Genomic DNA, 23670 nt, shown 5'->3' with positions numbered 1-23670 from the left:
CGGTTACGAGCAAGCGAAGTGTTGGGCTACACTACCGATACGGTGCCGCTAAATAGAGCGTATCCGCGCTATAGTGAGCACTACGTCGTTTCAGGAGGCGATAGATGTTAGAGGCAATAGGGAGTGGGACAATCAGTCTGGCCATGGCCACGCCGAGCGAACTCCCTTCCGTTGACGATTTTCTGCCTCCGGAGATCCTTTTCCAGGGGACGCCATTCGCCATGAACCGGATCATTCTGGTCAGGCTTGTCGCCATGGTGGTCATTCTTCTGGTCCTGGGCATTACGGCTTCCCGGGCCAAACTGATTCCCTCGCGCTGGCAGGGGGCTGTCGAGTGGGTCATCGAGTTCATTCGCGACTCCGTGGTCTACGACACCCTGGGCGAGGTACGTGGCAAGCGCTACGTACCCATGATCACGACCATCTTCCTGACCGTCTTGGTGTTCAACCTCTGCGGCATCATTCCTGGCATGAACATCGCGGCCACGGCCACGATCACCATGCCCCTGGTGTTCGCGCTCTGGACCTTCTGCCAGTACATGATTACCGGCATCCGGGAGCAGGGGTTCTGGGGCTACTTCAAGACCGAGCTCTTCCCCGCCGGGGTGCCCTGGCCCCTGTACATCATTCTTACCCCCATCCAGTTGCTTGAGATGATCATCGTCAAGCCGGCCTCCCTGACCATCCGGCTTTTCGCCAACATGGTCGCCGGTCACCTCCTGGTGGCCGTCAGCCTGGCCTTCACCCAGTTCTACGTCATCGAGGCCACCAACAAGCTTCTCGCCCTGGCGGGCGTCGGCTGGTTCGCTCTGGGCTTTGCCCTGACGGCCTTCGAGATTTTCGTGGCTGCCCTGCAGGCCTATATTTTCGCCATCCTTTCAACGGTTTATATCTCCATGAGTTACCCCGAGGAGGACTGAACCGATGAATCGCAACCGCAGACTCCGGTAAGGGGCATATCCTGGAGGCCCCGTACGGGCGTCTGACGTTTGCATCAATAGAGTTTTGCGGTACCGACAGGTTCACAGCGGTTGGTGCCGTGCCAAGATCCAAGAACCGGCAACGGTCTAGGAAAGGAAAATAAATGGACATCATCACTCTTGCTGAGGTCTCCGGCAATCTGAGCATCCTGGGCTACGGCATCGCCGCCCTGGGGCCTGCCCTGGGACTGGGCATCGCGGTGGGCAAGACCGTTGAGAGCATGGCCCGTCAGCCCGAGATCAGCGGACAGCTGCGTACCACCATGTTCATCGGTCTGGCCCTGATTGAGGTGCTGGCACTGCTGGGCTTCGTAGCTCTCTTCATCGCCTGATTCCATGCGGCGGATGCATCGCCATGATGCACAAGATGGCATGGCTTCGATAGCGGAAAGGAGGAGCCAATGAACGCAGTAGCAGCCGGCAACGGGATTGAACTGTTCATCCCCAAGCTCTACGACATCGTATGGTCTTTGATCATCCTGCTCATTCTTGCTGTCTTCTTCTATAAGTTCTTCATGCCGAAGTTCCAGTCGATTTTCGATGAGCGCTCGGCCAGGATCGAAGGCAACATCCAGAAGGCCAAGAAGGCGAAGGATGATGCCGATGAGGCCAAGAAGAAGTATGAGGACCAGTTGGGCAAGGCCCGCGTGGAGGCTTCGCAGATTCGGGATGACGCCCGGGCCGAGGCATCCAGGATAGTCGCGGATGCCCGTAGCAGGGCCGAGACCGAGGCGAGCCAGATTACTGAGAACGCCCAGCGTTCCCTGCAATCCCAGCAGCAGCAGGCCCTGGTCTCCCTGAAAGGTGAGGTGGGTACCCTGGCCACCGCACTGGCGGGCAAGATCCTGGGTTCCCAGTTGCAGGACAGTGCCGTGCAGTCCTCCATGATCGACTCGATCATCGCGGATGCCGACAAGGACGAAGCGGACAAGCAGAAGGCATGATGACTGACAGGCAGACTGCAGGATCATCATTCACGCGGAAGGGGAGGTGAGATGCGAGGAGAGACTTCGCTGGCCTCCGACAAGGAGACCCGCGACAAGTATGCACCCCGGCTGAAGAGCAAGGGGGAGGATGCTCTCCGTGTCGCCACGGAGCTCTATGCCTTCGTCAACCTGCTGGATGCCAACAAGACCCTGGAGAGGGCCCTGACCGACCCCTCCCGTTCGGCCGCCGACAAGCAGCAGGTGATCGACCTGATTCTGGGCCAGGAGGCCGACCCCCTGACCGTGGATATCCTCCACGACCTGGTGGCCCACCAGTGGAGCAGGATTGCCCACATCGCCAATGCCGCGGAGGACCTGTCCGTGGATGCGACGGCCTATTATGCCGACGCCCTGGGTATCACCAACCAGGTGGCCGGTGAGCTGGCAGAGATACACTCCGCCCTCCTGGGCATGCCCCTGGTGCTCTTCCGCCTTTCGGATGAGTACGGCAGGCCCGAGGCCCGGGTGGATCTGCTGAAGTCCCTGTTGGACGGGCAGGATATGCACCCGGTCACTGAGCAGCTCGCCCTGAACGCCACCCAGGATCTACGCGGGCGGCGCTTCCCCGACACGGTCATGTGGCTGGTCGACAGGTTCTCCGAACACATGGACCAGGTCATGGTCACCGTCACCACGGCGGTTCCCATGAGCGATGAACAGTCCAGCCGTATCCAGGATGTATATGGACGTAAGTTGGGTAAACCGGTCCATATCAATTCGGTTGTTGACCCATCGGTCCTTGGTGGCATGAAGGTCCAGTACGGGTCGGTCTCCACGGACGGCACGGTGGCGACCCAGCTGAAGCACCTGCGACGGCGGATGACGACGGCGGGATGAGGCCGGAAAGAGAATGACAGACTTGAACAAGAACGAAAATAAGGAGTGATCATGGCAGAAATGACCATTGATCCCGCCGTTGTGCGCAAGGCGCTCGACCAGTTCGTCGAGTCCTACCAGCCGACGAATACCCCCACCGAGGAGGTGGGCTACGTTCGGACGGCCGGCGACGGTATCGCGCACGTAGAGGGACTGCCCGGCTGCATGGCCAATGAGCTGCTGACCTTCGAGGACGGCACGCTGGGCTTGGCCTTCAACCTGGACGCCAGGGAGATTGGTGTGGTCATCCTTGGTGACTTCGCAGGGGTCGAAGAGGGCCAGGAAGTCCACAGGACGGGGGAGGTGCTCTCGGTCCCCGTCGGTGACGGCTACCTGGGACGCACGGTCAACCCGCTGGGTGAGCCCATTGACGGTCTTGGTGAAATCAAGAGCGAGGGTCGAAGAATACTCGAGGCCCAGGCTCCTGACGTCATGCACAGGCATCCCGTCGACGAGCCCCTGTCCACCGGCATCAAGGCCATCGACGCCATGACCCCCGTTGGCCGGGGTCAGCGCCAGCTGATCATCGGTGACAGGCAGACCGGCAAGACGGCTATCGCCATCGACACGATCATCAACCAGAAGCGGAACTGGGAGTCGGGCGACCCCAAGAAGCAGGTGCGTTGCATCTACGTGGCCATCGGACAGAAGGGCACCACGATTGCTTCGGTCCGTTCCTCCCTCGAGAAGGCCGGGGCCATGGAGTACACCACCATCGTGGCCTCCCCGGCTTCCGACTCCGCAGGGTTCAAGTACATCGCCCCCTACACCGGTTCGGCCATCGGCCAGCACTGGATGTACGGTGGCAAGCACGTTCTGATTGTCTTCGACGATCTGAGCAAGCAGGCGGAGGCCTATCGGTCCATCTCCCTCCTGCTCCGCCGCCCGCCGGGGCGTGAGGCGTATCCCGGAGACGTCTTCTACCTGCATTCGCGCCTGCTGGAACGCTGCGCGAAGCTTTCCGATGATCTGGGTGGCGGTTCCATGACCGGTCTGCCGATCATCGAGACCAAGGCGAACGATGTCTCGGCCTATATCCCGACCAACGTGATTTCCATCACCGATGGTCAGATATTCCTTCAGTCCGACCTCTTCAATGCCAACCAGCGTCCTGCCGTCGATGTGGGCATCTCCGTCTCCCGAGTGGGTGGCGCCGCCCAGACCAAGGCTCTGAAGAAGGTCTCCTCGACCCTGAAGATCTCCCTGGCCCAGTATCGTTCGCTTCAGTCCTTCGCCATGTTCGCCTCGGATCTGGATGCGGCCTCCAAGGCCCAGCTGACCCGTGGAGCCAGGCTGACCGAGCTGCTCAAGCAGCCCCAGTTCACGCCCTACTCCATGGAGAAGCAGGTTGTTTCCGTCTGGGTCGGCACCCACGGCAAGCTGGATGATCTGGACCTGGAGGACGTCCTGCCCTACGAGTCCGGCCTCCTGGATTACCTGGACCACAACACGGACATCCTCAAGACCATCCGTGATACCGAGGACTTCACCAAGGAGACCGAGCAGGCCCTGGAGAAGGCTGTGGACGAGTTCGCCAAGACCTTCGTGACCCACAACGGCAAGACCCTGGACGGTCGTCAGGCCGAACAGGATGAGGAGGACCAGCCGGTCGCGGTCCAGCAGGAGAAGCTGGTCGCCGAGGGTGGCAAGAGCGGTAAGGCCGGGAAGCGGTAGATCATGGCCTCACAACTCGCATTCAAGTCAAGGATCGCCTCTACAAGGGCCTTGGAGAAGATCTTCAATGCCCAGGAGATGATAGCCTCCTCGCATATCGCCAAGGCCCGTACCGTGGCCCTGGATGCGAAGCCTTACTCCGATGCGATCTTCGATGCGGTCCAGGCTCTGGTGGCCCATACGGATGACATCCGTCATCCGATTGTCCGGAAGGACGAAAAGAACCCGCGTGTGGCCGTTCTGGCACTGACCGCCGACCGTGGCATGGCCGGTGCCTACACCTCCTCGGTCATCAGGGAGACGGAGTCCCTGCTGGAACGTCTGGACCGGCAGGGCCGTCAGCCTGAGCTCTTCGTCTACGGACGTCGTGGTATCTCCTACTACAAGTACCGCAACCGGGACATCGCCAGAACCTGGGAGGGTGAAAGCGATCGGCCCGGGGTGAATGTAGCCAGGGAGATATCGGATGCTCTCCTGGAGACCTATATGACTCCGGCTGAAAAGGGCGGGGTCTCCGAGCTCTATATCGTGTTCACGGAGTTCATTAATATGGTCGTCCAGAAGGTACGCGTCCTGCGGATGCTGCCGCTGGAACTGGTTCGTCCCGATCAGGAGGACCCTCAGCAGGCCGTGGATTCACCCGAACCGGGAGACCAGGGCACGGTTGGCGAGCCCGGCAGCCACTATGCGGCCCTGTATGACTTCGAACCCAGTCCCCAAGAGGTATTGGATGCGGTTCTGCCCAAGTACATCCAGTCACGCATCCACGAATGTCTGCTCACCTCGGCCGCCTCGGAGACGGCCAGCAGACAGAACGCCATGCATACGGCAACGGACAACGCCAGAAGTCTGATCGACGATCTGACCAGGAAGCTCAATGCCTCCCGTCAGGCCTCGATCACCCAGGAACTTACCGAGATCGTCGGCAGTGCCGATGCGCTCAACAAAGAGGAAGAGTAGGAACGCCAATGGTTGCACAGCAAGCAGAGACGACCACAGCGAGCCACCAGCAGGATTCGGCCTCCAAGGGCCGGGTCACCCGTGTCCAGGGATCGGTCATCGATGTCGAGTTCCCGGCAGGCCACCTGCCGGATATCTACAACGCACTGACCGTCGATCTGAGCAAGTCCTCCGACACGGAGGGCGAGTCCCTGACCACGATCATGCTGGAGGTCGAGCAGCACCTGGGTGATTCCACGGTGCGTACGGTGGCCCTGAAGCCCACGGACGGTCTGGTCCGCGGTGCCACGGTCACCGACACGGGTGGTCCCATCGAGGTGCCCGTGGGTGATGTGACCAAGGGGCACGTCTTCGATGTGGCCGGAAACATCCTGAACAAGAAGGATGGCGAGAAGATAGAGGTCAAGGATCGCTGGCCCATCCACCGCAATCCTCCTGCCTTCGACCAGTTGGAATCCAAGACCCAGATGTTCGAGACGGGCATCAAGGTCATCGATCTGCTGACCCCCTATGTAGAGGGTGGCAAAATCGGTCTGTTCGGCGGTGCAGGCGTGGGCAAGACCGTGCTCATCCAGGAGATGATTCAGCGTGTGGCCCAGAACCACGGCGGTGTTTCGGTCTTCGCAGGCGTCGGAGAGCGTACCCGTGAGGGCAACGACCTGATCGGAGAAATGGAAGAGGCCGGCGTATTGGAGAAGACCGCACTGGTCTTCGGCCAGATGGACGAGCCCCCGGGGACCCGTCTGCGTGTCCCGCTGACCGCCCTGACCATGTCGGAGTACTTCCGCGACGTGCAAAACCAGGATGTGTTGCTCTTCATCGACAACATCTTCCGGTTCACCCAGGCCGGTTCCGAGGTCTCGACCCTGCTGGGTCGTATGCCCTCCGCCGTAGGCTATCAGCCCAACCTGGCGGATGAGATGGGTGCCCTCCAGGAGCGCATCACCTCGACCCGCGGTCATTCGATCACCTCCCTCCAGGCCATTTACGTGCCTGCGGATGATTACACCGATCCCGCACCCGCCACCACCTTCGCCCACCTGGATGCCACCACCGAGCTCAGCCGCGATATCGCTTCCAAGGGCATCTACCCGGCTGTCGACCCGCTGGCCTCGACCTCCAGGATTCTGGACCCCCGCTATGTCGGCCAGGCTCACTATGACTGCGCCAACAGGGTCAAGGCCATCCTGCAGAGGAACAAGGAGCTTCAGGACATCATCGCCCTGATTGGTATCGACGAGCTGGGCGAGGAGGACAAGACCACCGTCAACCGAGCCCGTAAGATCGAGCAGTTCCTGGGGCAGAACTTCTACGTGGCCGAGAAGTTCACCGGTCGCAAGGGTTCATATGTTCCGGCGGACGAGACCATCGAGGCCTTCACCCGCATCTGCGACGGCGCCTATGATGACGTGCCCGAACAGGCCTTCTCCGGCATCGGCGGTATCGATGACCTGGAGAAGAAGTGGCATGACATGCAGAAGGAATACCAGGCATAATGGCAGGCACTGAAAAGACCTCCATGCAGGTCACCATCGTTTCGGCCGACAAGCCTGTCTGGTCAGGGCAGGCTCGGTCGGTCACGGTGCCGGCCACGATGGGTTCCATGGGTATCATGCCGGACCATGAGCCGATTCTCGCCCTGCTCAAGGAGGGGGATGTCTCGGTTCAGACCCCGGACGGAGGAAAACGGAGCTTCCACGTTGACAGCGGCTTCGCCTCTTTCGATACCAACATACTGACCGTGGCCGTCGACCACTCCATGGACGACCAACAGGGCTGAAATCGGTCCCGTCTGGCCGGTGGAGGCTCCGCTTCCACGGCCGGCCAATCCGGACCGTCGAGGGTCTGCCCCTACCGGGCAGGCCCTTTTCTGTTCCCTTATCAGGGCATCTTTGAATACCACGGGCGGACGGTCCGATGTTGGCTTGCTGATATATTGGCTCACGTGCGAATCATTGTTGCCGATTGCTCGGCTGAATACTCCGGACGACTCAACACCACCCTGGATCCCGCCAAGCGGGTAATCCTGGTCAAGGCCGATCAGAGCTGCCTCATCTTCTCGGAACTCGGATCCTATAAGCCCCTGAACTGGATGTGCGCTCCCTGCACACTCAGGGAAATCGTTCCCGAGGAATGCCCCGACACCAGCGCCCGGACAATGGGGGAGACGGTGATTCCGGCGACAAGAAGGCGGGCGATGCTGATATTGCCGGGCCGGGAGGCGAAGAAGAGAGCCCGACTTCCGCAGAGGAGGCGGACCAGGCCGAATCCGCAGCGCCTGAAAGCCTGATTGCCCAGGAGCAGGATGAGAACCAGTCCGGCTCGGTTCGTAAGGTGCTCAGGGTGTCTGCCGGTAAGAACAGCGATGTGCTGACCATACGGCTCTACCAGATCTACTCCGATCAGACCTTTGACCTGGGTACGGACCCGGGGGTGGTCAAGGATGGAGTGGAGGCCCATCTTCAGCGTTGCCTGGCCCAGCAGATCGAACGGATCGGCGAAGGTGCCAGGTTGGTCAGGCGTGAGTATCCCACCCCGATAGGGCCTGTGGATATCATGGCCATTGACGGCGAAGGCATGCATGTGGCCGTTGAAATCAAACGAAATGGCGGCATAGACGGGGTGGAGCAGCTCACCCGTTACTGCCAGCTTCTCAACCGCGACCCTCTGCTGGCCCCGGTCCGTGGAATCTTTGCCGCCCAGACCATCACACCCCAGGCCCGTACCCTGGCCGAGGATAGGGGATTCGAGTGTCTGGTGCTGGACTACGAGGAGATGAAGGGCACCGACGACGGCGAACTGACCCTTTTCTGATGGAATCGTCGCCACATCGGTCGGGTTGTGAGACGGATATCACACATGTGTGATTTTCGGCCCGGAAGGGCCTGATATCACTAGATATAGTGACTAGACGCATGACACGCCACTACTGATGGTGTTGTGCTTTCTTGTGGGGCTGTGTACAGTGCAATCAACAGGTTCGGGTTGGACCCGGTTCGGATTACCGGAAAAGGTGAGCTGAACGGGCTTCCGAACGAGTGAAGGATACAAACCCTACCATCATGGGGAAGGCGATTATGTCGATTACGGTCTACACCAAGACGCACTGTCCGCAGTGTGATGCCACCAAGCGTCAGTTGACCAAGCAGGGCTTGGACTTCGACCAGGTGGATCTGACCGCGAATCAGGAGCTGGTTGACCAGTTCATTGCCAAGGGCTTCAAGCAGACCCCGATCGTGGTTACCGATGAGGATACATGGAGCGGATACCGTCCCGACATGATCAAGAAGGTAGCGGCGACAGCCAAGGTCTACGCCTGATCAACAGGACGAAGAAGGGCCCGGTTCATGGAATATGAACCGGGCCCTTCTGTATTTCTCCCAGGTTTCGTCCACTCGGCATTCGTTGCGCATGGTGGGGAAGTCAGGGAGCAGGTGGATAACACGATATCCGTGATTCATATAACCAGAAGCGCACAGGGGAACCCCACGTCCCCTAGGATGGGCACCAGATACCGGCCTGTATCAGAGGAGGCCTCGAACAGGGTACCGGAAAGGAGGCTGATGGCATGAACTGGTCCTTCATGGCACAGAATGTGCATTTCTTCGTCAATGCGGCTTACATGACCGTCTTCATCTCCTTCTTTGGTGTGGTCTTCGCTCTTCTGGTCGGGTTGCTCTGTGCTGCCGCCGAGGTCTCGCACATCCCCCTGGTGGCCCCCGTCGCCAGGGTCTACATCGAACTCTCCCGGAATACGCCACTTCTGGTTCAGCTCTACTTCCTCTACTTCGGATTGCCCAAGCTGGGAATAAGCTGGAGTGCCCAGACCTGCGCCATCGTCGGCCTGGCCTTCCTGGGAGGATCCTACATGGCCGAGGCCATGAGGGGCGGGTTTGAGGCTGTGCCCAGGGTACAGCGTGAATCGGCCAAGGTCCTTGGGTTTTCCCCAAGTCAGACTCTGATTCATATCATCCTCCCCCAGGCCTTGGGCAGTGCGATTCCCGGGGTGGTCGCCAACGTGATTTTCCTGGTCAAGGAATCTTCGGTGGTCTCCGCCATCGCCTTGGCCGATGTCATGTACGTGACAAAGGACCTGATGGGGATTTCATATGACACCTACGAGTCCCTGGCGCTGTTGATTGTCACCTACCTGATCATTCTCCTGCCCATATCGATCATCGGAACGGTCCTGGAAAGGAGGTTTGACTATGCACGGCGTTGAAATCCTCTTCCAGCCTGGCGTTTTCCCCCGTCTTTTCATGGGGCTCTGGGTGACTGTCTGGATAGCCGGCATCTCGGTCATCCTATCGATTCCGGTCGGTCTTCTGGTGGGGTGGCTGATGACGGTCCGAAACGGACTGGTACGTGCTGTCATGCGCATATACCTGGATTTCATCCGGATTATGCCCCAGCTGGCCCTGCTCTTCATCGCCTTCTATGGGTTCGCTCGGGCCTTTGACTGGAATCTGGATGCGACCGGGGCCTGTGTCCTCGTCTTCGTCCTCTGGGGTGGGGCGGAGCTGGGTGACCTGGTCCGCGGTGCCCTCGAATCCATCCCACGCAGCCAGTACGAATCGGCTTACGTGCTTGGTCTCAGCTCATGGCAGACCTTCCGGCGGATTATCCTGCCCCAGGCACTCCGGCGGATGCTTCCTGCCAGCGTCAACCTGGCCACGCGCATCGTCAAGACGACCTCGCTGGCGGCGCTTCTGGGTGTCATCGAGGTGATCAAGGTGGGGCAGCAGATCATCGATGCGAACAGGTTTGCGTACCCCCAGGCGACCCTGTGGATATACGGGGTGATTTTCTTCATGTATTTCTTCATCTGCTGGCCCCTCTCCCTGGTGGCGCGGCATCTGGAAAAGAGGTGGGCTCATGACTGATGGACAGGAAAACCGACCATCCGCCGGGACCGTAGACCAGGTTCAGCCTGGTGAGACGGATGGCAGGATGGGTCTGGACGGGTACCCGGACCCCTCGGGGCATACGGGGATCCCTGCATCGGCTCAGGGTCCGGTCCTGGAGGTTGAGCACCTGGTCAAGCAATACCCGGGGGCTGCCGAGCCGGTCCTGAACGATGTGTCCTTCCGGATACCCAAGGGGAAGGTCTTCGTGGTTCTGGGCCCGTCGGGGTCTGGCAAATCCACCCTTCTGAGGACCATCGCCGGTCTGGAACCCATCCAGGGCGGCAGGATTCTCCTGGATGGGGAGACCGTCGAGGCAGGCAGTCCCGGCAAGGGCGGGAAAGCGCCTGGGGGGAGCCGGATCCCGGGATCCCGGAGCGCCGATCTTCGTACCAGGATTGGCATGGTCTTCCAGAGCTATGACCTCTTTCCCAACAAAACCGTCCTGGACAACGTGATTCTGGCACCGGTCCTGGTGCAGAAGCGAACCAGGGATGAGGCCCGCCAGGAGGCCATGGAACTGCTGGCAAGGGTGGGGTTGGCCGACCGGAAGGATGCCTGGCCCAATGAACTCTCGGGTGGGCAGCGTCAGCGGGTTGCCATCTGCCGCGCGTTGATTCTCCACCCTGAAATCATGCTCTTCGACGAGGTGACCGCGGCTTTGGACCCGGAGATGGTCCGCGAGGTCCTCCAGGTCATTCTTGAGCTGGCCGACCAGGGATTGACCATGATGATCGTAACCCACGAGATGGCGTTCGCCAGAGGCATCGCCGACCACATCGTCCTCCTGGATGGGGGAAGGCTGGTCGAGGAGTCCGATGACCCCGAACGCTTCTTCACCAATCCGGCCACGGACCGGGCCAGGCAGTTCCTCTCCACCTTTACGTACGAGCGCAGGCGTGGTGACGGGAACGGGGGAGCGGACCGATAAGCAGATGAGCAAGTCGTCAGGCTTGCAGAGCCGGCGATTGCGATTTGAGATTTTCCGGAGGGCAACCTCCGGGAGCCGTCCATGAGGGCGGATGACCAATATGGAAATCAAGGAAAAGAGGGACTATGGCGGCAAAATCGGTGAGCCGGTTGGTTCGAGCAGCGGTGGCGGTCGGAGCTTCGATCGTAATGATGGCCTCGGTTGCGGCCTGCGGTCCGTCCGCATCCGCACCCAGCGACGCGAAGGGTGACGAGGGCAAGTCGGCGGGCACATCCCAGTCGGCACGATCCCTGGATGCCATCAAGAAGTCGGGCAAGCTGAAGGTTGCTGTTTTCTCCGACAAGGCACCCTTCGGGTATGTGGACAAGGATGGGAAGTACCAGGGGTATGACGTGGTTCTTGCGGAGCGGCTTGCCAAGGACCTGGGTGTGGAACCGGAGTACACCTCGGTCGATCCGGCAGCCCGTGTGGATGTCCTGTCCAGCAACAAGGTCGATGTGACCCTGGCCAACTTCACGGTTACGGACGAACGGGCCCGCAAGGTGGATTTCGCCAAGCCCTACATGAAGGTCTTCCTGGGTGTGGTCTCCCCTGAGTCGGCTCCCATCCAGAACGTCGAGGACCTGGAGGGGAAGACCCTGATTATCGCCAAGGGCACCACCGCCGAGCCTTTCTTCGAGAAGAACTACCCCAAGGTGAAGCTCCAGAAGTATGACCAGTACGCCGACGCGTACAGTGCCCTGCAGGACCACCGTGGAGACGCCCTGAGCACCGACAACACCGAGGTCCTGGCCTGGGCCAAGGCCAACAAGGGATTCACGGTCGGCATCACCAAGCTGGGCGACGAGGCCACAATCGCTCCAGCCGTTCAGAAGGGCAACAAGGCCCTCCTTGATTACATCAATGAGGAGATCGCCAAACTGGGGAAGGAGAACTTCTTCCACAAGGACTATGAGAAGACCCTGGCTCCGGTTTACGGTGAGGCAGCCAATCCCGATGACATCGTCATCGAAGGCGGAGTGGGCTGAAGCCTGAAATGACCGGTACCTGTATCCGCCTATAAGAGGATATGAAGGAGCCCGGATACGGAAAGGGCCGGAGATCCCACCCAGATTCATAGGGTGGGACCTCCGGCCCTTTATCGGTGTTGGCTGCTAAGCCGGTCCTGTCAGTATGCGGCCAGGATATCGACCACGAAGATCAGGGTGGAGTTTGCGGGTATGCCCGACTTCTCCTGATCCCCATACCCCAGATCCGGGGGAACGATGACCAGGACCTGTGAGCCTACGGTCTGGCCTGCCAGCCCCTGCTGCCAGCCCTTGACGACCTGATCGAGGCTGAAGTCCGAAGCCTGGCCCCTGTCCCAGGAAGAGTCAAACTGCTTGCCGTCGCTGGCGAGCCAGCCCGTGTAATTGGCGCTGACTGTCTGGTGCTCGCCCACCTTGGCTCCCTTGCCCTTGATCAGGGTCTGGGAGACCAGCGTATTGGTCGGCTTGTAGTTGTTCAGATCCAGGGAGGGCTTGCCTGTATTGCTCAGGCTGATTTTGGGCAGGTCGGCGGGGATGTCCTTGACCTTCTCGCCCTCGGCCCGCTTGAGGTCCTTGGTCTTGGAAACGAAGGTGAGAGCCATGATGTAACTGGACCCCTGGCTGTCCTTGCTGCTGCCCGACTGGCCGCCTTCCTGCTGGTCGTCGATGCCGATGGCGATTGTGGTGTTGATCTTCTGGCCCCGGAAGACGTCATAATAGGCGGGGATCGAGGTCTTGTCGATTACGATGGAGCACTCCGGCTTTTCCTCATCCCAGGTGGAGTTGATTTCCTTGCCGGTCTTGGAATCGATGGCAACGCTCCGGGTGCAGACCCTGTCCCCGTCCTGAATCACATCCCCGTCACCCTCCTGGATGACCTGGTGGGACTGGTTCTCCACCTTGAGGGGGGTGTCAAAGCTGATTTCGGGTTTCGAACCCGGCTTCCCCTTGGCCGAGATACCGCTCATCGTGTCGGAGGCGGACTTGGGGGCATCGGAGCTTGACGAGCAGGCGGAAAGGCCTGCACAGAGGGCCAGAGCGGTCGCAGCACAGACGAACTGGCGGATGGTGTCGCTTTTCCTGTTGAGTTTGGTCATAAGGCCCAAGTCTAGGGGGTAATGGAGATTTTGCCCCATGCAAAAAGGCGATTATAAGTCCATGACTGTAGAATGTCGATGTTATGGAGCAAGAAACTGAAGGAACCGAACGCGCATCCCGGCCTGGTAAGCCGTCGCGACGCAGCACAATCATGCGTGGGGTGATCACGCCGATCTTCGGGTTGCTGGCTGTGACCTGCATTGTGCTGGGTGTCATGAATGCCACGGTATGGAAGCCCTCCCCCCACGTTGACGCGCAGGGCAAGACGGATACTCGATATGTGGTGACCGATCCGGGAGTGCTGCCCTTGGTCGACAATCGCGTCAGTATCCGTGCCACACCTGAGCGGACCAGGGGGAAGGCCCAGGTCTGCATGGCTCTGACCACGGCCCAGGACGCAGCCGGTTGGACGGCAGGCCAGGATGTGACCCGGGTCAAGGGGCTTGATGACTGGGAGACCCTTGACCTCTCACGGGGCAAGACCGCGGCCAAGCAGGCCAAGGATGGCGCTGATGGTGTCGCTTTCGCGGATTCCGATATGTGGCGTCAGGTCAAATGTGGTGGCGCCTCGACGGTGATGACGATCGAGGCCGACAGGCCTGATTTGGTCCTGCTGGTCGATACGCAACCCGGAGCAAGTGCCGACCAGCAGGGGGCCAAGGCCTCCGCAGCCCAATCGGCCGTGAAGCTGCAGCTTTCCTGGGAACGTAGCAAATTGCCCGATTTTGCCATCCCCTTCTACTTCAGTGGCGGCCTTCTGGTCATCATGGCGGTTCTCTCCGCCACGGTCTTTGCCATGGACCCTGCCAAACGTCGTAAGAAGCAGGCTGCATCGGTGAAGGAGCAGGAGCCGGAAGTGACCGTGGCCCAGGCTTTGGGCAGCATGGTGGCACCCGGATTGGGCAAGAAGAGGAAGAGTACAGGCCGGCATCGTCGGCACGCTGTCGAAGGTTCCACCCAGGTGCCCGGCTCGGGTACCGTACCCAATGGGCAGGCGCCGCAGGTGATTGATCCTACAGCCAGGAATATGGTCGCCACTCAGACGACTTCACAGCAGGGCACGGCCAATGTTGAGGGGCAGGGCCAGAGTCAGCCCCAGGGGTGGTCTCAGGTTCCGCCCCAACCAGGGCAAACGGAACGCTCTCAAGGCTTCACCGGCAGTGCTCCGTCCCCCATGGGAGGAGAGAAGGCGGTTGCGGATTCATCTGAGACCACCCAGTCCGAAGCGTTCGAGCCGGGTAGGTCAGTCACCGGTGACCGTGGTGCGGATGACATCTCACAGACCTCGGTCATTTCCCTGGAGGAGATGAGTTCCTATCTGGCCAGGCTGGCAAATGAGGGGAATATCAAGCAGGACGGTGAGGAGCAGTCATGAGCAGGATGCAACGAGTCGTAACCAGGTCCCTGGCGGCGTTCATGTCCTTGGGGTTGCTCTCATCCCTGGCGGCTTGCCAGGGCCAGGTGCCCCAGGTTCAGAAGCCCGGTGCCGCACCCGCGGGTGTCGCCACCAGTGCCCCAAATCTGACGACCAAGCAGGAAGCCGCGATTCGCAAGGACATAGGGCAAGTACTCGACAAGGCCAACGAGTCCAAGGACCCGACTGGCCTGGATGCGCGGGTCACCGGTCCTCAGCTGCAGATCAGAACCAGTGAGCTTGAAATCGCCAGGGCGACAGGAAATCTGAATCCCAAGACGACCATTCCCACAACCATCGCCCAGACCGTTATACCGGGCGATCCGGGGTGGCCGCGTTCGGTCTTCGCCATCACGACGACCACAGAGGATCAGCAGTCTAAGCGCCTCCTGGTCCTCAACCAGGAATCGGCCCATGAGAACTACAAGCTCTGGGGGGTCGCCAGACTCTTCCAGGGGGCCCAGTTGCCCAAGTTCCCAGTGGACACCATCGGTGCCCAGATGGGCACTCCGACCGACGAGGGCCTCAAGGCGACTCCGGCCGAGGCGGTCCGTCGATATGCAGATGTGCTGCAGAATCCTGGCTCCAGCCAGTATGCCAAGGAATTCGCCCAGGATGATTTCCGCACCTCAATGGACACCCTGACCCAGGCCGTTCAGAAGGGGATTGAAGCCAATCGTGGCTCGCAGGAGCAGACCTTCGCGCCTCAGGATGGAGAAATCCGGGTCATGCACTCCTCAGAAGGCGGTGACCTGGTGGTGGCGCAGATCAACTCTGTCTGGACCCGGCGTGCGGGGGAAGGACGGGAGTCCTCTCCGGCATCGGATTCCGAGAAGGCCCTTTTTGGTGACGGAAAGGCCACCAGCACGATGAAGGTCACCTATGTCAACGTCGTAGCCCTGTATATTCCCTCCTCAACCTCCCAGGACCCGATTCGGGCGGTGGGTGCGGAACGAGAGCCCATCAAGGTGGAAGCGGTCTGAACCGGTGAGATTGCGGTGGGTGAAAGACGCCCGGACCGACTAGATTGAGTGGGAGAGACTTGACCGGGGTAGGGGTCGGAAGACTCAAGGAGATACGAACATGGTGAGCAATGACAGGCAGGGTCAGCCCGGTGTTTCACTGGCGGGTGCAGTCGATTTAGGTGCGCTCAAGCACCAGGTGGATGCCCAGCCGGGCCAGACCGGTGGGGCTCCGGCGGCTGGCGGATATGTAGTTGATACCACCGAGGCCAGTTTCCAAGCCATGGTGCAGACCTCCGCCACCTTCCCCATCCTTCTCCTGCTCTGGGTGCCGACCGATGACAGGCTGTTCCCCCTGGCTACCAAGCTCGGGCAGGTGGTCAACGCCCAGGAGGGGAAGATTCAGCTTTCCCGTATCGACATCGCCTCCAATCCGCAGATTGCCCAGACCTTCCAGGTCCAGGGTGCTCCCGCCCTCTTTGCACTACTTGCTGGACGCCCCATGCCCATTCTTGAAGGGCTGCCCACGGATGATGAGCTGACGCAGATTACCGATCAACTCATCCCCCAGGTCATCCAGATGGCTCAGCAGGCTGGTATTACAGGCACTGCGCCATACCAGGAGACCAGCCAGGAGGGATCTTCGTCCGCCGAGGACCATGGCGTACAGGAGCAGGCCATACCGTCATCCCACCAGGAGGCCAACCGATTGGCCCAGGAGGGAGATTATGCGGGTGCCGCCGCAGCCTACGCCAAGGTGATTGAGGCTGATCCCAATGATGACCTGGCGCGGCGTGAACACGCCAAGGCTCTCCTTATGGACCGTTCCTCCGCGGCTGATGTCCGCCAGGTGCGGCAGATGGCGGCTGATGCCCCTGACGACCTGGATGCCCAGTTGGCCGTGGCTGACGTGGACATGATTGGTGGTCAGATTCAGGATGCCTTCGACCGCCTTTTGGACTTTCTCGGTAGCCACCGCGACCAGATGGAGCCGATACGTCAGCGGCTTCTGGAGTACTTCACGATTCCTGAGCCTGCCGACCCCAGGCTGGCCAAGGCGCGTCGTCGGCTTTCGACGATGATGTACTGACGGCTGTTCCCCGGCGGGCCTATTCGTGCCTTTGCTGAGGGCGGGGTCTCCGCATTCAGCAGTTTCTCCGGTGGATTCCGGTAGAAGAGAGGGCACCAAACTCGCAGTTTTGTCTTCCTTGGCCACCGCATTCCTACAGGGTTGCGGTGGCCTCTGGTTTTACAGGTTCCCAGCGGTTGTGTCCGGGTATGGAAAACCCGGTCCCTGCGAACGGTGTCGGGGGACCGGGTCGGGTTGTTGATTACCGCGTTATCGAACTCTTGGAACTCTTGCGTGACCGAAGACGGGCTTGGCAGACAAGCCCGCCAAGCGCTATGGCCAGAGCTGTAAGCACCAGCCCCAGGAGTGCCGGCCCCGTGGATGCCAGGGTACCTGTCCAAGGTCCTCGTGCGATCGTGTCGGGGTTGACGGGAGTCGTTTGACTGACCGGGTTCTCCGGAATCAGGGGGTTAACGGGGGTTGGGGGTATGTCAGGGTTGACCGGCGTATCTGGGTTGACCGGTGTGCTCGGAGTATTGGGTGTGCTAGGTACCACCGGGGTTACCGGTGCTGTCACCGGTAACCACTGAGCGTACACGGTGGTGTCCTGTCCTATTTGCTGGGTGAAGTCCACGGATGTGCCGTTCTGCGCTGCGGTGGACCAGCCTTTGAAGGTGTATCCGGCACGGGTAGGGGCTGTCGGCTCCTTGGGTGCATGGTCGGCACGGACGGTCTGGGATGGCACGGCGCTGCCGCCCTGGCTGTCGAAGGTCAGGGTGTAAAGCGGGGTCCACCGCGCGGTCAATACGATGTCCTTGTTGACCCTTGTGCTGGCGAAGTCGAACGGGACTTCCTTCTGGGTGGTGTTGGTGTCCGTGGAATCGTCTTCTGCGGTGTCGTCGGAATCCGGGAGGTTCCTGGTCAGGGTATCGCCGGGGTTGGTGAGGTTCCTGGTCAGGATGTCTCCCATACCGGTGAAGTTCCGGCTAAGGGTGTCGTCCGAATCATCGGGGGTCTCGTCCGGGGTGGCGGGGTTCACCTTCATGTACCAGCCGTCGAAATCGTGCTTGTACCGGATGGGATCGGGGACCTTGCTTGCCAGATTTCCCGAGTACACCAACTGATCGGGAATCCAGGAAGACGCAGGCTCGGTACCCAGTTCGAAGCGAATCTGGTAGATGTCCCGTGCCGACAGGTCCTCGCGCGGCCGGTCGGTTACGGTTCCTTCGTAGTACCATGCGCCTTCTCGCGAGCTGTCCTCCCAGAAATCGAAGCGGTGGGGTTTGTCCAAGACCGGGACTTCCCAGACCACCTCATAGTTGCTGGCGTCGTAGTGCCCCTGGTTTACTATCCTGCTGATGTCCGACTCCGCGTATCTTCCATCTGGACGAATGGGCAAAGGCAGAGCCAGTTTGGTGCCGGGTAACTCATGCCGGTCTGTAACAATCTCCTGACCGGATATATCGATCGTGGCTGCTGATGACTCGAAAGTCTTGAGAGGGCTTGCATCGGAGATATGGTTATCACTGAGTTCGACGTTTTGCAGTGAGGGCAGGCTGCTGAGGGCCGCCAGCGGCCTGACATCAGTGATCTGATTATTGGAGAGGTCCAATTCTGCGAGCTCTTTCATGTTCGTGAAGGACTCGAATCCGTTCGGACTCTTCAACCCTGCACTATTGATGGAAATCTGCTCCATTTTTTCCAGCTTGGACAGGGGCGAGAAATCGGTGACCACGGGGGACATCGGCATATCCTCGTCAGTCATGACGTACAGCCAGAATGCTGTGGTTTCCGTAAGTGCGGAGAGGGGGCGCAGGTCAACTGCGGGCTTGTCCGTTCGAACCGACTCGTCTTGGGTGTAGTCGTAGTCCAGTGAGATGGTCTTGATGTTTTTGAGGATCTGTATGCCGTTGAGGTTCCATACGTCGTTGAGGGCGACGTCATCGTTGAACTCGCGGTCGATGTCGTCCTGGGTGAGGGTGTCCTGGGGTTCCTTGCCTGCTGCGGCTGCGAGCTGTTCGGCGAGGTTCTCGTCGGGGAAGCACTGGGTGTAGGTCGAGGTTCCGGGTTCGCAGACGACCTTCTCGAGTTCGGGGAGGGGCGTCTTGGTCTCGTCGGGGTCCGGGGTGGTGGTCCCGGTGGATCCGTTCTGGTCGTCGCCGGGGTTGTTGTCGGTGTCGCTGATCCATCGTCCGTACAGGGGGGTGTTCTCCATGACGGGTTTTCCGAAGTCGAAGCGTTCGCCTCCTATCCGGGGGGAGGTGTACCAGCCCACGAAGCGGTATCCGGGGCAGGCGGGGTCTGCCGGCTTTGTGACGGTGCGGCCCTGGGCGACCTGCTGCCCGGTGGTGGGCTGCGGGTCCACCGGCTGGTTAGGGGTGAAGGTGACCAGCCTGGGCTCGGCAGTCACCACCTCCAACTGCACGGAGCCTTCGAAGTAGTGGTCCAGGTCCTCGCCGTAATCGGTTTCGAATCTGAAGGAGCGGGTGCCGCCGGCTGCCGGTGCGGACCAGGTGAGTTCGGTGGCGGCCTGTTCCATGCCTTCCGCCGGCTCGATGTCGATCGGGGTGACGGGTGCCCCGTTTTTGCCGATCGGGAGGGGCATGCTGACGGCCTGGTTGGGGTCGTCCCGCAGGTCCTCACGGCCCAGATATATGGTCTGATCCGATACATCGAGGTCGCTGGGTTGCAGGTCTTTCAGGGGAGACAGGTCGAAAATGTGATTATTCGACAGGCTGATGTACCTGGCGTTGGTGTAGTTCCTCAGGGGCGTGATATCGGAGATTGCGTTATCGCCGAGGTCCAACTCCGTGATGTTCTGTGTCAGAACAGGGTTGCCCAAGGGGGTCAGGTCGATAATACCGCCGTCACCGAGGTTCAGCTCGGTGAGGGCCGTGAGGTTTTCGATGCCCGTCATGTTGGAAACCCCGTAGGCAGAGAGGCGCGTTAACCCGTCCACATCAGCCTGTGTCATGATATCTGTTGGAGTCTTGGCATCGGGCTTGACATGCTCTGCCACCTGTTCCGCCAGTCTACGATCAGGGAAGCAGTCGGCGAAGGTGGAGCTCCCGATTACGCAGCCTGAGGTATCGGCAGGCGCAGGTTCGGTCCCGTTCCCGTCTTCATATCCGAAGGCCGATTTGTTGGTTGCGGTCATTCCGCCGGCCAGGACAGTGGCTAGTGCCACGGCCGCCGCCAGCGGACGTAATTTGATAGAGACTGACATTTGTAATTCCCCTTTTGCCTGTTTCTCTGTTTTGGGGACGCGAAATCTGGGGTTTCGACTCGATTACACGGTCGAACCCACAATTCAACATCCCCTGTTATCCCTGCCTGTCAGAATACACGATTTCGCTAAAGGGCCCTCGCATGAGTCAATCATGTTGTTAAATCCCTCACAAAAGAGTTTTTGTTGGGGTGAGAGGCGGGGAAGTGACTGCTTGCTTCCGGGAGAATATGCGATGGTCTCGGGTTGCACCCCTTGATATACGAAACCCGGTCCCTGCGGACAGTGTCCGGGGGACCGGGTCTTTGGCTCAGGCGAATGCCTGAAGTACCGGGGCTATTCAGCCTGGATCGGATCCTTGTTTAGCGCGGCACCGAGCTCCTTCGTGACCGAGGGCGGGTCCGGCAGACAAGGCCGCAAATGGCTATGGCCAGTGTGGCAAACACCAGCCCCAGGAGAGCTGCACCCGTGGATGCCAAGGTGTCCACATGGGACCCTCGTGGTGCTGGATCAGTCGTTTGGATGATTGGGTTCTCGGGAACCAGGGGATTGCCGGGAGTCGGAGGGCTGATCGGTGTTGTTACCGGTGCCCATTGGGCGTATACGGTGGTGTCCTGTCCTATGTGCTGGGTGAAGTCGACGGGTGTGCCGTTCTGTGCTTCGGTGGACCATCCTTGGAAGGTGTACCCGGCCCGGGTCGGGGCTGTCGGCTCGTTGGGTGTCCGGTCGGCGCGGACGGTCTGGGAGGACACGGCGCTGCCGCCCTGGCTGTCGAAGGTCAGGATATAGAGCGGGGTCCACCGGGCGGTCAGCTCGATGTCCTTCTTGACCCTTGTGCTGGCGAAGTCGAACAGGACCTCATCCGCGGCGGTGCCCGAATCCGCCGAACCGCCGCCTGCGGTGCTGTCGGAGTCGCTGGAGTCGCGGAGGTTCCGGGTCAGGACGTCGCCGGGTTCGGCCAGGTTCCGTGTCAGGACGTCGCCTGTGCCGGAGCGGTTCCAGGGCCAGATCGGCATGTCGTCCTCGTCCTCGTCCGTGGGGTCGGGGGTGTTCTCCATGTACCAGCCGTCGAAGTCGTGCTTGTACCGGATGGGATCGGGGACCTTGCTCGCCAGATTCCCCGAGTACACCAGCTGATCGGGAATCCGTGAGGATGTGGGTGCGGTGCCCAGATCGAAGCGGATCTTGTATATATCCCGCCCGGTCACATCACCAATCGGCCGGTCGCTTACAGTTCCTCCGTGGAACCAACCGCCTTCTCGCTGGCTCCCATCATCGAATGAGTAACTGTGGACTGTATCCTGGACCGGGACATTCCAAACAACCCCATGGTTTTTAGGATCATAGCGGCCTTCAGCTGTAATCGTTCCGATTTGCCGCCTATCAAGGTAGCAGTTCCTGCCGTCCGGAAGCGTGGGCAGGGGCAGGGTCAGTTTGGTGCCGGGGAATTCGTGCCGGCCTACGATGATTTCTTGATCACCTACTAAAACCATGGCGATTGACTTATCCACGAATGGTATGAGAGGACTCGCGTCCAAAATACTGTTGCCGTCGAGGTTGAGCTGCTTCAGTGAGGGCAGGCCGCTGAGGGCCGCCAGCGGACCGGGATCAGTGATCTGATCATAGCTCAGCTCCAATTCCCTGAGCTCTTTCATGTTCGCTAAGGACTCGATTCCGTTCAGGCTTTTCAATCCTGCATTGCTGATGGAGAGGTTCTCCATCTTTTCCATCTTGGACAGGGGCGAGAAATCGGTGACCAGGGGGAAGACAGGCGTGTTCTTGTCGGCTGTGCCGGTCAGCAGGAACGTTGTGGTTTCGGTCAGTGCGGAGAGGGGGCGCAGATCCACCGCAGACTGGCCGTGCGTGTAGTCGTAGTCCAGTGAGATGGTTTTGATGTTTTTGAGGATTTGTATGCCGTTGAGGTTCCATACGTCGTTGAGGGCGACGTCATCGTTGAACTCCCGGTCGATGTCGTCCTGGGTGAGGGTGTCCTGGGGTTCCTTGCCTGCTGCGGCTGCGAGCTGTTCGGCCAGGTCCTCGTCGGGGAAGCACTGGGTGTAGGTCGAGGTTCCGGGTTCGCAGGCGACCTTCTCGAGTTCGGGGAGGGGCGTCTTGGTTTCGTCGGGGTCCGGGGTGGTGGTCCCGGTGGATCCGTTCTGGTCGTCGCCGGGGTTGTTGTCGGTGTCGCTGATCCATCGTCCGTACAGGGGGGTGTTCTCCATGACGGGTTTTCCGAAGTCGAAGCGTTCGCCTCCCACCCTGGGGGAGGTGTACCAGCCGACGAAGCGGTATCCGGGGCAGGCGGGGTCTGCCGGCTTTGTGACGGTGCGGCCCTGGGCGACCTGCTGCCCGGTGGTGGGCTGCGGGTCCACCGGCTGGTTAGGGGTGAAGGTGACCAGCCTGGGCTCGGCAGTCACCACCTCCAACTGCACAGTGCCGCCAAAGCGAGAGAGGCTGTCAAAGTCGCCGAATCTGAAGGAGCGGAGGCCGTTGGCTGCTGGTGCGGACCAGATGAGTTCGGTGGCGGTCTGCTCCATGCCTTCCGCCGGCTCGATGTCGCTTGGGGTGACGGGTTCCCCGTCCTTGTCGATCGGGAGGGGCATGCTGACGGCCTGGTTGGGATCGTCCCGCAGGTCCTCACGACCGAGGAATATATCTTGACCGTACGCTCTCATGGTTCTGGGATGCAGGTCTTTCAAGGGTGACAAATCGAAAATTTGGTTGCCCGACAGGTCTATGTACTCGGCATTGGTGTAGTTCCGCAGGGGAGTGACATCGGAGATTGCGCTAAGAGAGATTTCCAGCTTCGTGATGTTCTGTGTCAGAACAGGGTTGTCCAAGGGGGTCAGGTCGGGAGTAAGGCCATCTTGGATGTGCAGCTCGGTAAGGCCGGTGAGGTTTTCGATGCCCGCCAGGTTGGCAACGTCGTTGGTATAAAGGCGCGTTAGCCCGTCTATATCAGCCTGCGTCAGGATATCCGTTGGATTCTTCCGGGGCGTGATGTACCAGGCCACATCTTCCGCCAGCTCCCGATCGGGGAAGCAGTCGGCGATGGTGGAGGTTCCGATTATGCAGCCTGAGGTGTTGGCAGGAGCGGTCCCGGTCCCTGTCCCGTCTTCATCTCCCAAGGCCGATCTGTTGGTTGCGGTCATCCCACAGGCCAGGACGGCGGCCATTGCCACGGCAGCCGCCAGCGGGCGCATCTTTATGGAGACTGACACTTGTATTTTCCCCTCTTACCGGTTTCCTGTTCCGGGAATGCGAAACCTGGGGTTCCGACTCGATTGCGCAGTCGAACCCGTATTTCACATCCCCATTCCCCCATCTGTCAGAATACACGATTCAGCAAGGCGGCTCGCACGCGGCAATCTTGTCATTGAATCCCTCATAAAGAGCTTCGGCGGGGTCATGCGAGGGTGAAGTACTTCCTGCTTACGAAGGTATGTGCTGGCCTCGGAATGTGCTGCACTCCCCTATATATAGCGAAACCCGGTCCCTGCGGACGGCGTCCGGAGGGACCGGGTCTTTGGCCCAGGCGGCTGCCTCAAATATCGGGGCTTAT

19 protein-coding genes and 1 pseudogene are annotated in these 23670 nt (G+C 60.2%); 17 read left to right on the top strand and 3 right to left on the bottom strand.

What is annotated here, in order from left to right:
• Positions 1-104 precede the first annotated feature (104 nt).
• The 14 genes and pseudogenes from atpB (at position 105) to bcor_RS06290 (ending at position 12339) form a co-directional block, all read left to right on the top strand.
• Positions 105-920, top strand: coding sequence for a F0F1 ATP synthase subunit A (gene atpB / locus bcor_RS06355; protein ID WP_033498371.1), 816 nt, complete (start codon positions 105-107; stop codon positions 918-920).
• Positions 921-1084: 164 nt separating this feature from the next.
• The gene (atpE, locus tag bcor_RS06350) at positions 1085-1312 is read left to right on the top strand and encodes an ATP synthase F0 subunit C (protein ID WP_015022486.1); all 228 of its coding nucleotides are present in this window, start codon (positions 1085-1087) and stop codon (positions 1310-1312) included.
• 69 nt (positions 1313-1381) lie between these two features.
• On the top strand, positions 1382-1924 hold the full coding sequence (locus tag bcor_RS06345; RefSeq protein ID WP_033498373.1) for a F0F1 ATP synthase subunit B: 543 nt from the start codon (positions 1382-1384) through the stop codon (positions 1922-1924).
• 51 nt (positions 1925-1975) lie between these two features.
• A complete protein-coding gene (locus bcor_RS06340; RefSeq protein WP_033498375.1) occupies positions 1976-2803 on the top strand; it encodes a F0F1 ATP synthase subunit delta in 828 nt (275 codons plus the stop codon).
• Positions 2804-2854: 51 nt separating this feature from the next.
• On the top strand, positions 2855-4516 hold the full coding sequence (gene atpA, locus bcor_RS06335; protein WP_033498377.1) for a F0F1 ATP synthase subunit alpha: 1662 nt from the start codon (positions 2855-2857) through the stop codon (positions 4514-4516).
• A 3-nt stretch (positions 4517-4519) separates the two neighbouring features.
• Positions 4520-5476: a F0F1 ATP synthase subunit gamma gene (locus bcor_RS06330; RefSeq protein WP_033498379.1), complete on the top strand. Its 957-nt coding sequence runs from the start codon at positions 4520-4522 to the stop codon at positions 5474-5476.
• Positions 5477-5484: 8 nt separating this feature from the next.
• Complete coding sequence (gene atpD / locus bcor_RS06325) at positions 5485-6972, top strand: F0F1 ATP synthase subunit beta (protein ID WP_033498380.1); 1488 nt, start codon at positions 5485-5487, stop codon at positions 6970-6972.
• Positions 6972-7256, top strand: a complete 285-nt coding sequence (locus bcor_RS06320; protein WP_033491214.1) for a F0F1 ATP synthase subunit epsilon — start codon at positions 6972-6974, stop codon at positions 7254-7256. Before atpD ends, bcor_RS06320 begins: the two co-directional genes overlap by 1 nt.
• A 165-nt stretch (positions 7257-7421) precedes the next feature.
• Positions 7422-8290: pseudogene (gene nucS, locus bcor_RS07725) on the top strand (endonuclease NucS).
• 263 nt (positions 8291-8553) lie between these two features.
• Positions 8554-8796 (top strand): glutaredoxin-like protein NrdH, encoded by a 243-nt coding sequence (nrdH, locus tag bcor_RS06310; RefSeq protein WP_033491216.1) that lies wholly within the window; start codon positions 8554-8556, stop codon positions 8794-8796.
• A 248-nt stretch (positions 8797-9044) separates the two neighbouring features.
• Positions 9045-9698 carry an amino acid ABC transporter permease gene (locus bcor_RS06305; protein ID WP_033498382.1) on the top strand — a complete coding sequence of 218 codons (654 nt, stop codon included), beginning with the start codon at positions 9045-9047 and terminating at the stop codon, positions 9696-9698.
• On the top strand, positions 9685-10359 hold the full coding sequence (locus bcor_RS06300) for an amino acid ABC transporter permease (protein WP_033498384.1): 675 nt from the start codon (positions 9685-9687) through the stop codon (positions 10357-10359). Before bcor_RS06305 ends, bcor_RS06300 begins: the two co-directional genes overlap by 14 nt.
• A 67-nt stretch (positions 10360-10426) precedes the next feature.
• Positions 10427-11311: an amino acid ABC transporter ATP-binding protein gene (locus tag bcor_RS06295; protein ID WP_051875818.1), complete on the top strand. Its 885-nt coding sequence runs from the start codon at positions 10427-10429 to the stop codon at positions 11309-11311.
• A 125-nt stretch (positions 11312-11436) separates the two neighbouring features.
• Entirely contained in the window at positions 11437-12339 is a 903-nt protein-coding gene (locus bcor_RS06290) for a cysteine ABC transporter substrate-binding protein (protein ID WP_033491221.1), read from the top strand.
• A gap of 140 nt (positions 12340-12479) precedes the next feature.
• Here the strand turns inward: bcor_RS06290 and bcor_RS06285 are convergent, their stop codons facing one another.
• Positions 12480-13436, bottom strand: a complete 957-nt coding sequence (locus bcor_RS06285) for an FKBP-type peptidyl-prolyl cis-trans isomerase (protein ID WP_081870385.1) — start codon at positions 13434-13436, stop codon at positions 12480-12482.
• Between the two features lie 83 nt (positions 13437-13519).
• Here bcor_RS06285 and bcor_RS06280 point away from each other — a divergent pair, with 83 nt between their 5' ends.
• From bcor_RS06280 to bcor_RS06270, 3 genes are all read left to right on the top strand, one after another.
• Positions 13520-14812, top strand: a complete 1293-nt coding sequence (locus bcor_RS06280) for a hypothetical protein (protein WP_148301994.1) — start codon at positions 13520-13522, stop codon at positions 14810-14812.
• 5 nt (positions 14813-14817) lie between these two features.
• Positions 14818-15834, top strand: coding sequence for a DUF8094 domain-containing protein (locus bcor_RS06275; protein WP_033491308.1), 1017 nt, complete (start codon positions 14818-14820; stop codon positions 15832-15834).
• Between the two features lie 100 nt (positions 15835-15934).
• Complete coding sequence (locus bcor_RS06270; protein ID WP_033498386.1) at positions 15935-16903, top strand: tetratricopeptide repeat protein; 969 nt, start codon at positions 15935-15937, stop codon at positions 16901-16903.
• 241 nt (positions 16904-17144) lie between these two features.
• On the opposite strand, the gene bcor_RS06265 is transcribed toward bcor_RS06270, so the two are convergent.
• Together bcor_RS06265 and bcor_RS06260 are read right to left on the bottom strand one after the other, a co-directional pair.
• Positions 17145-20108, bottom strand: a complete 2964-nt coding sequence (locus bcor_RS06265) for an InlB B-repeat-containing protein (RefSeq protein WP_038459311.1) — start codon at positions 20106-20108, stop codon at positions 17145-17147.
• A 362-nt stretch (positions 20109-20470) separates the two neighbouring features.
• Positions 20471-23329: an InlB B-repeat-containing protein gene (locus bcor_RS06260; protein ID WP_038459308.1), complete on the bottom strand. Its 2859-nt coding sequence runs from the start codon at positions 23327-23329 to the stop codon at positions 20471-20473.
• Between the last annotated feature and the right edge of the window lie 341 nt (positions 23330-23670).

The sequence above is a fragment of the Bifidobacterium coryneforme genome (assembly GCF_000737865.1).
Classification (GTDB): domain Bacteria; phylum Actinomycetota; class Actinomycetes; order Actinomycetales; family Bifidobacteriaceae; genus Bombiscardovia; species Bombiscardovia coryneformis.
Note: the sequence above shows the minus strand (reverse complement) of the source record. Positions and strands in the feature narration are given on the sequence as shown.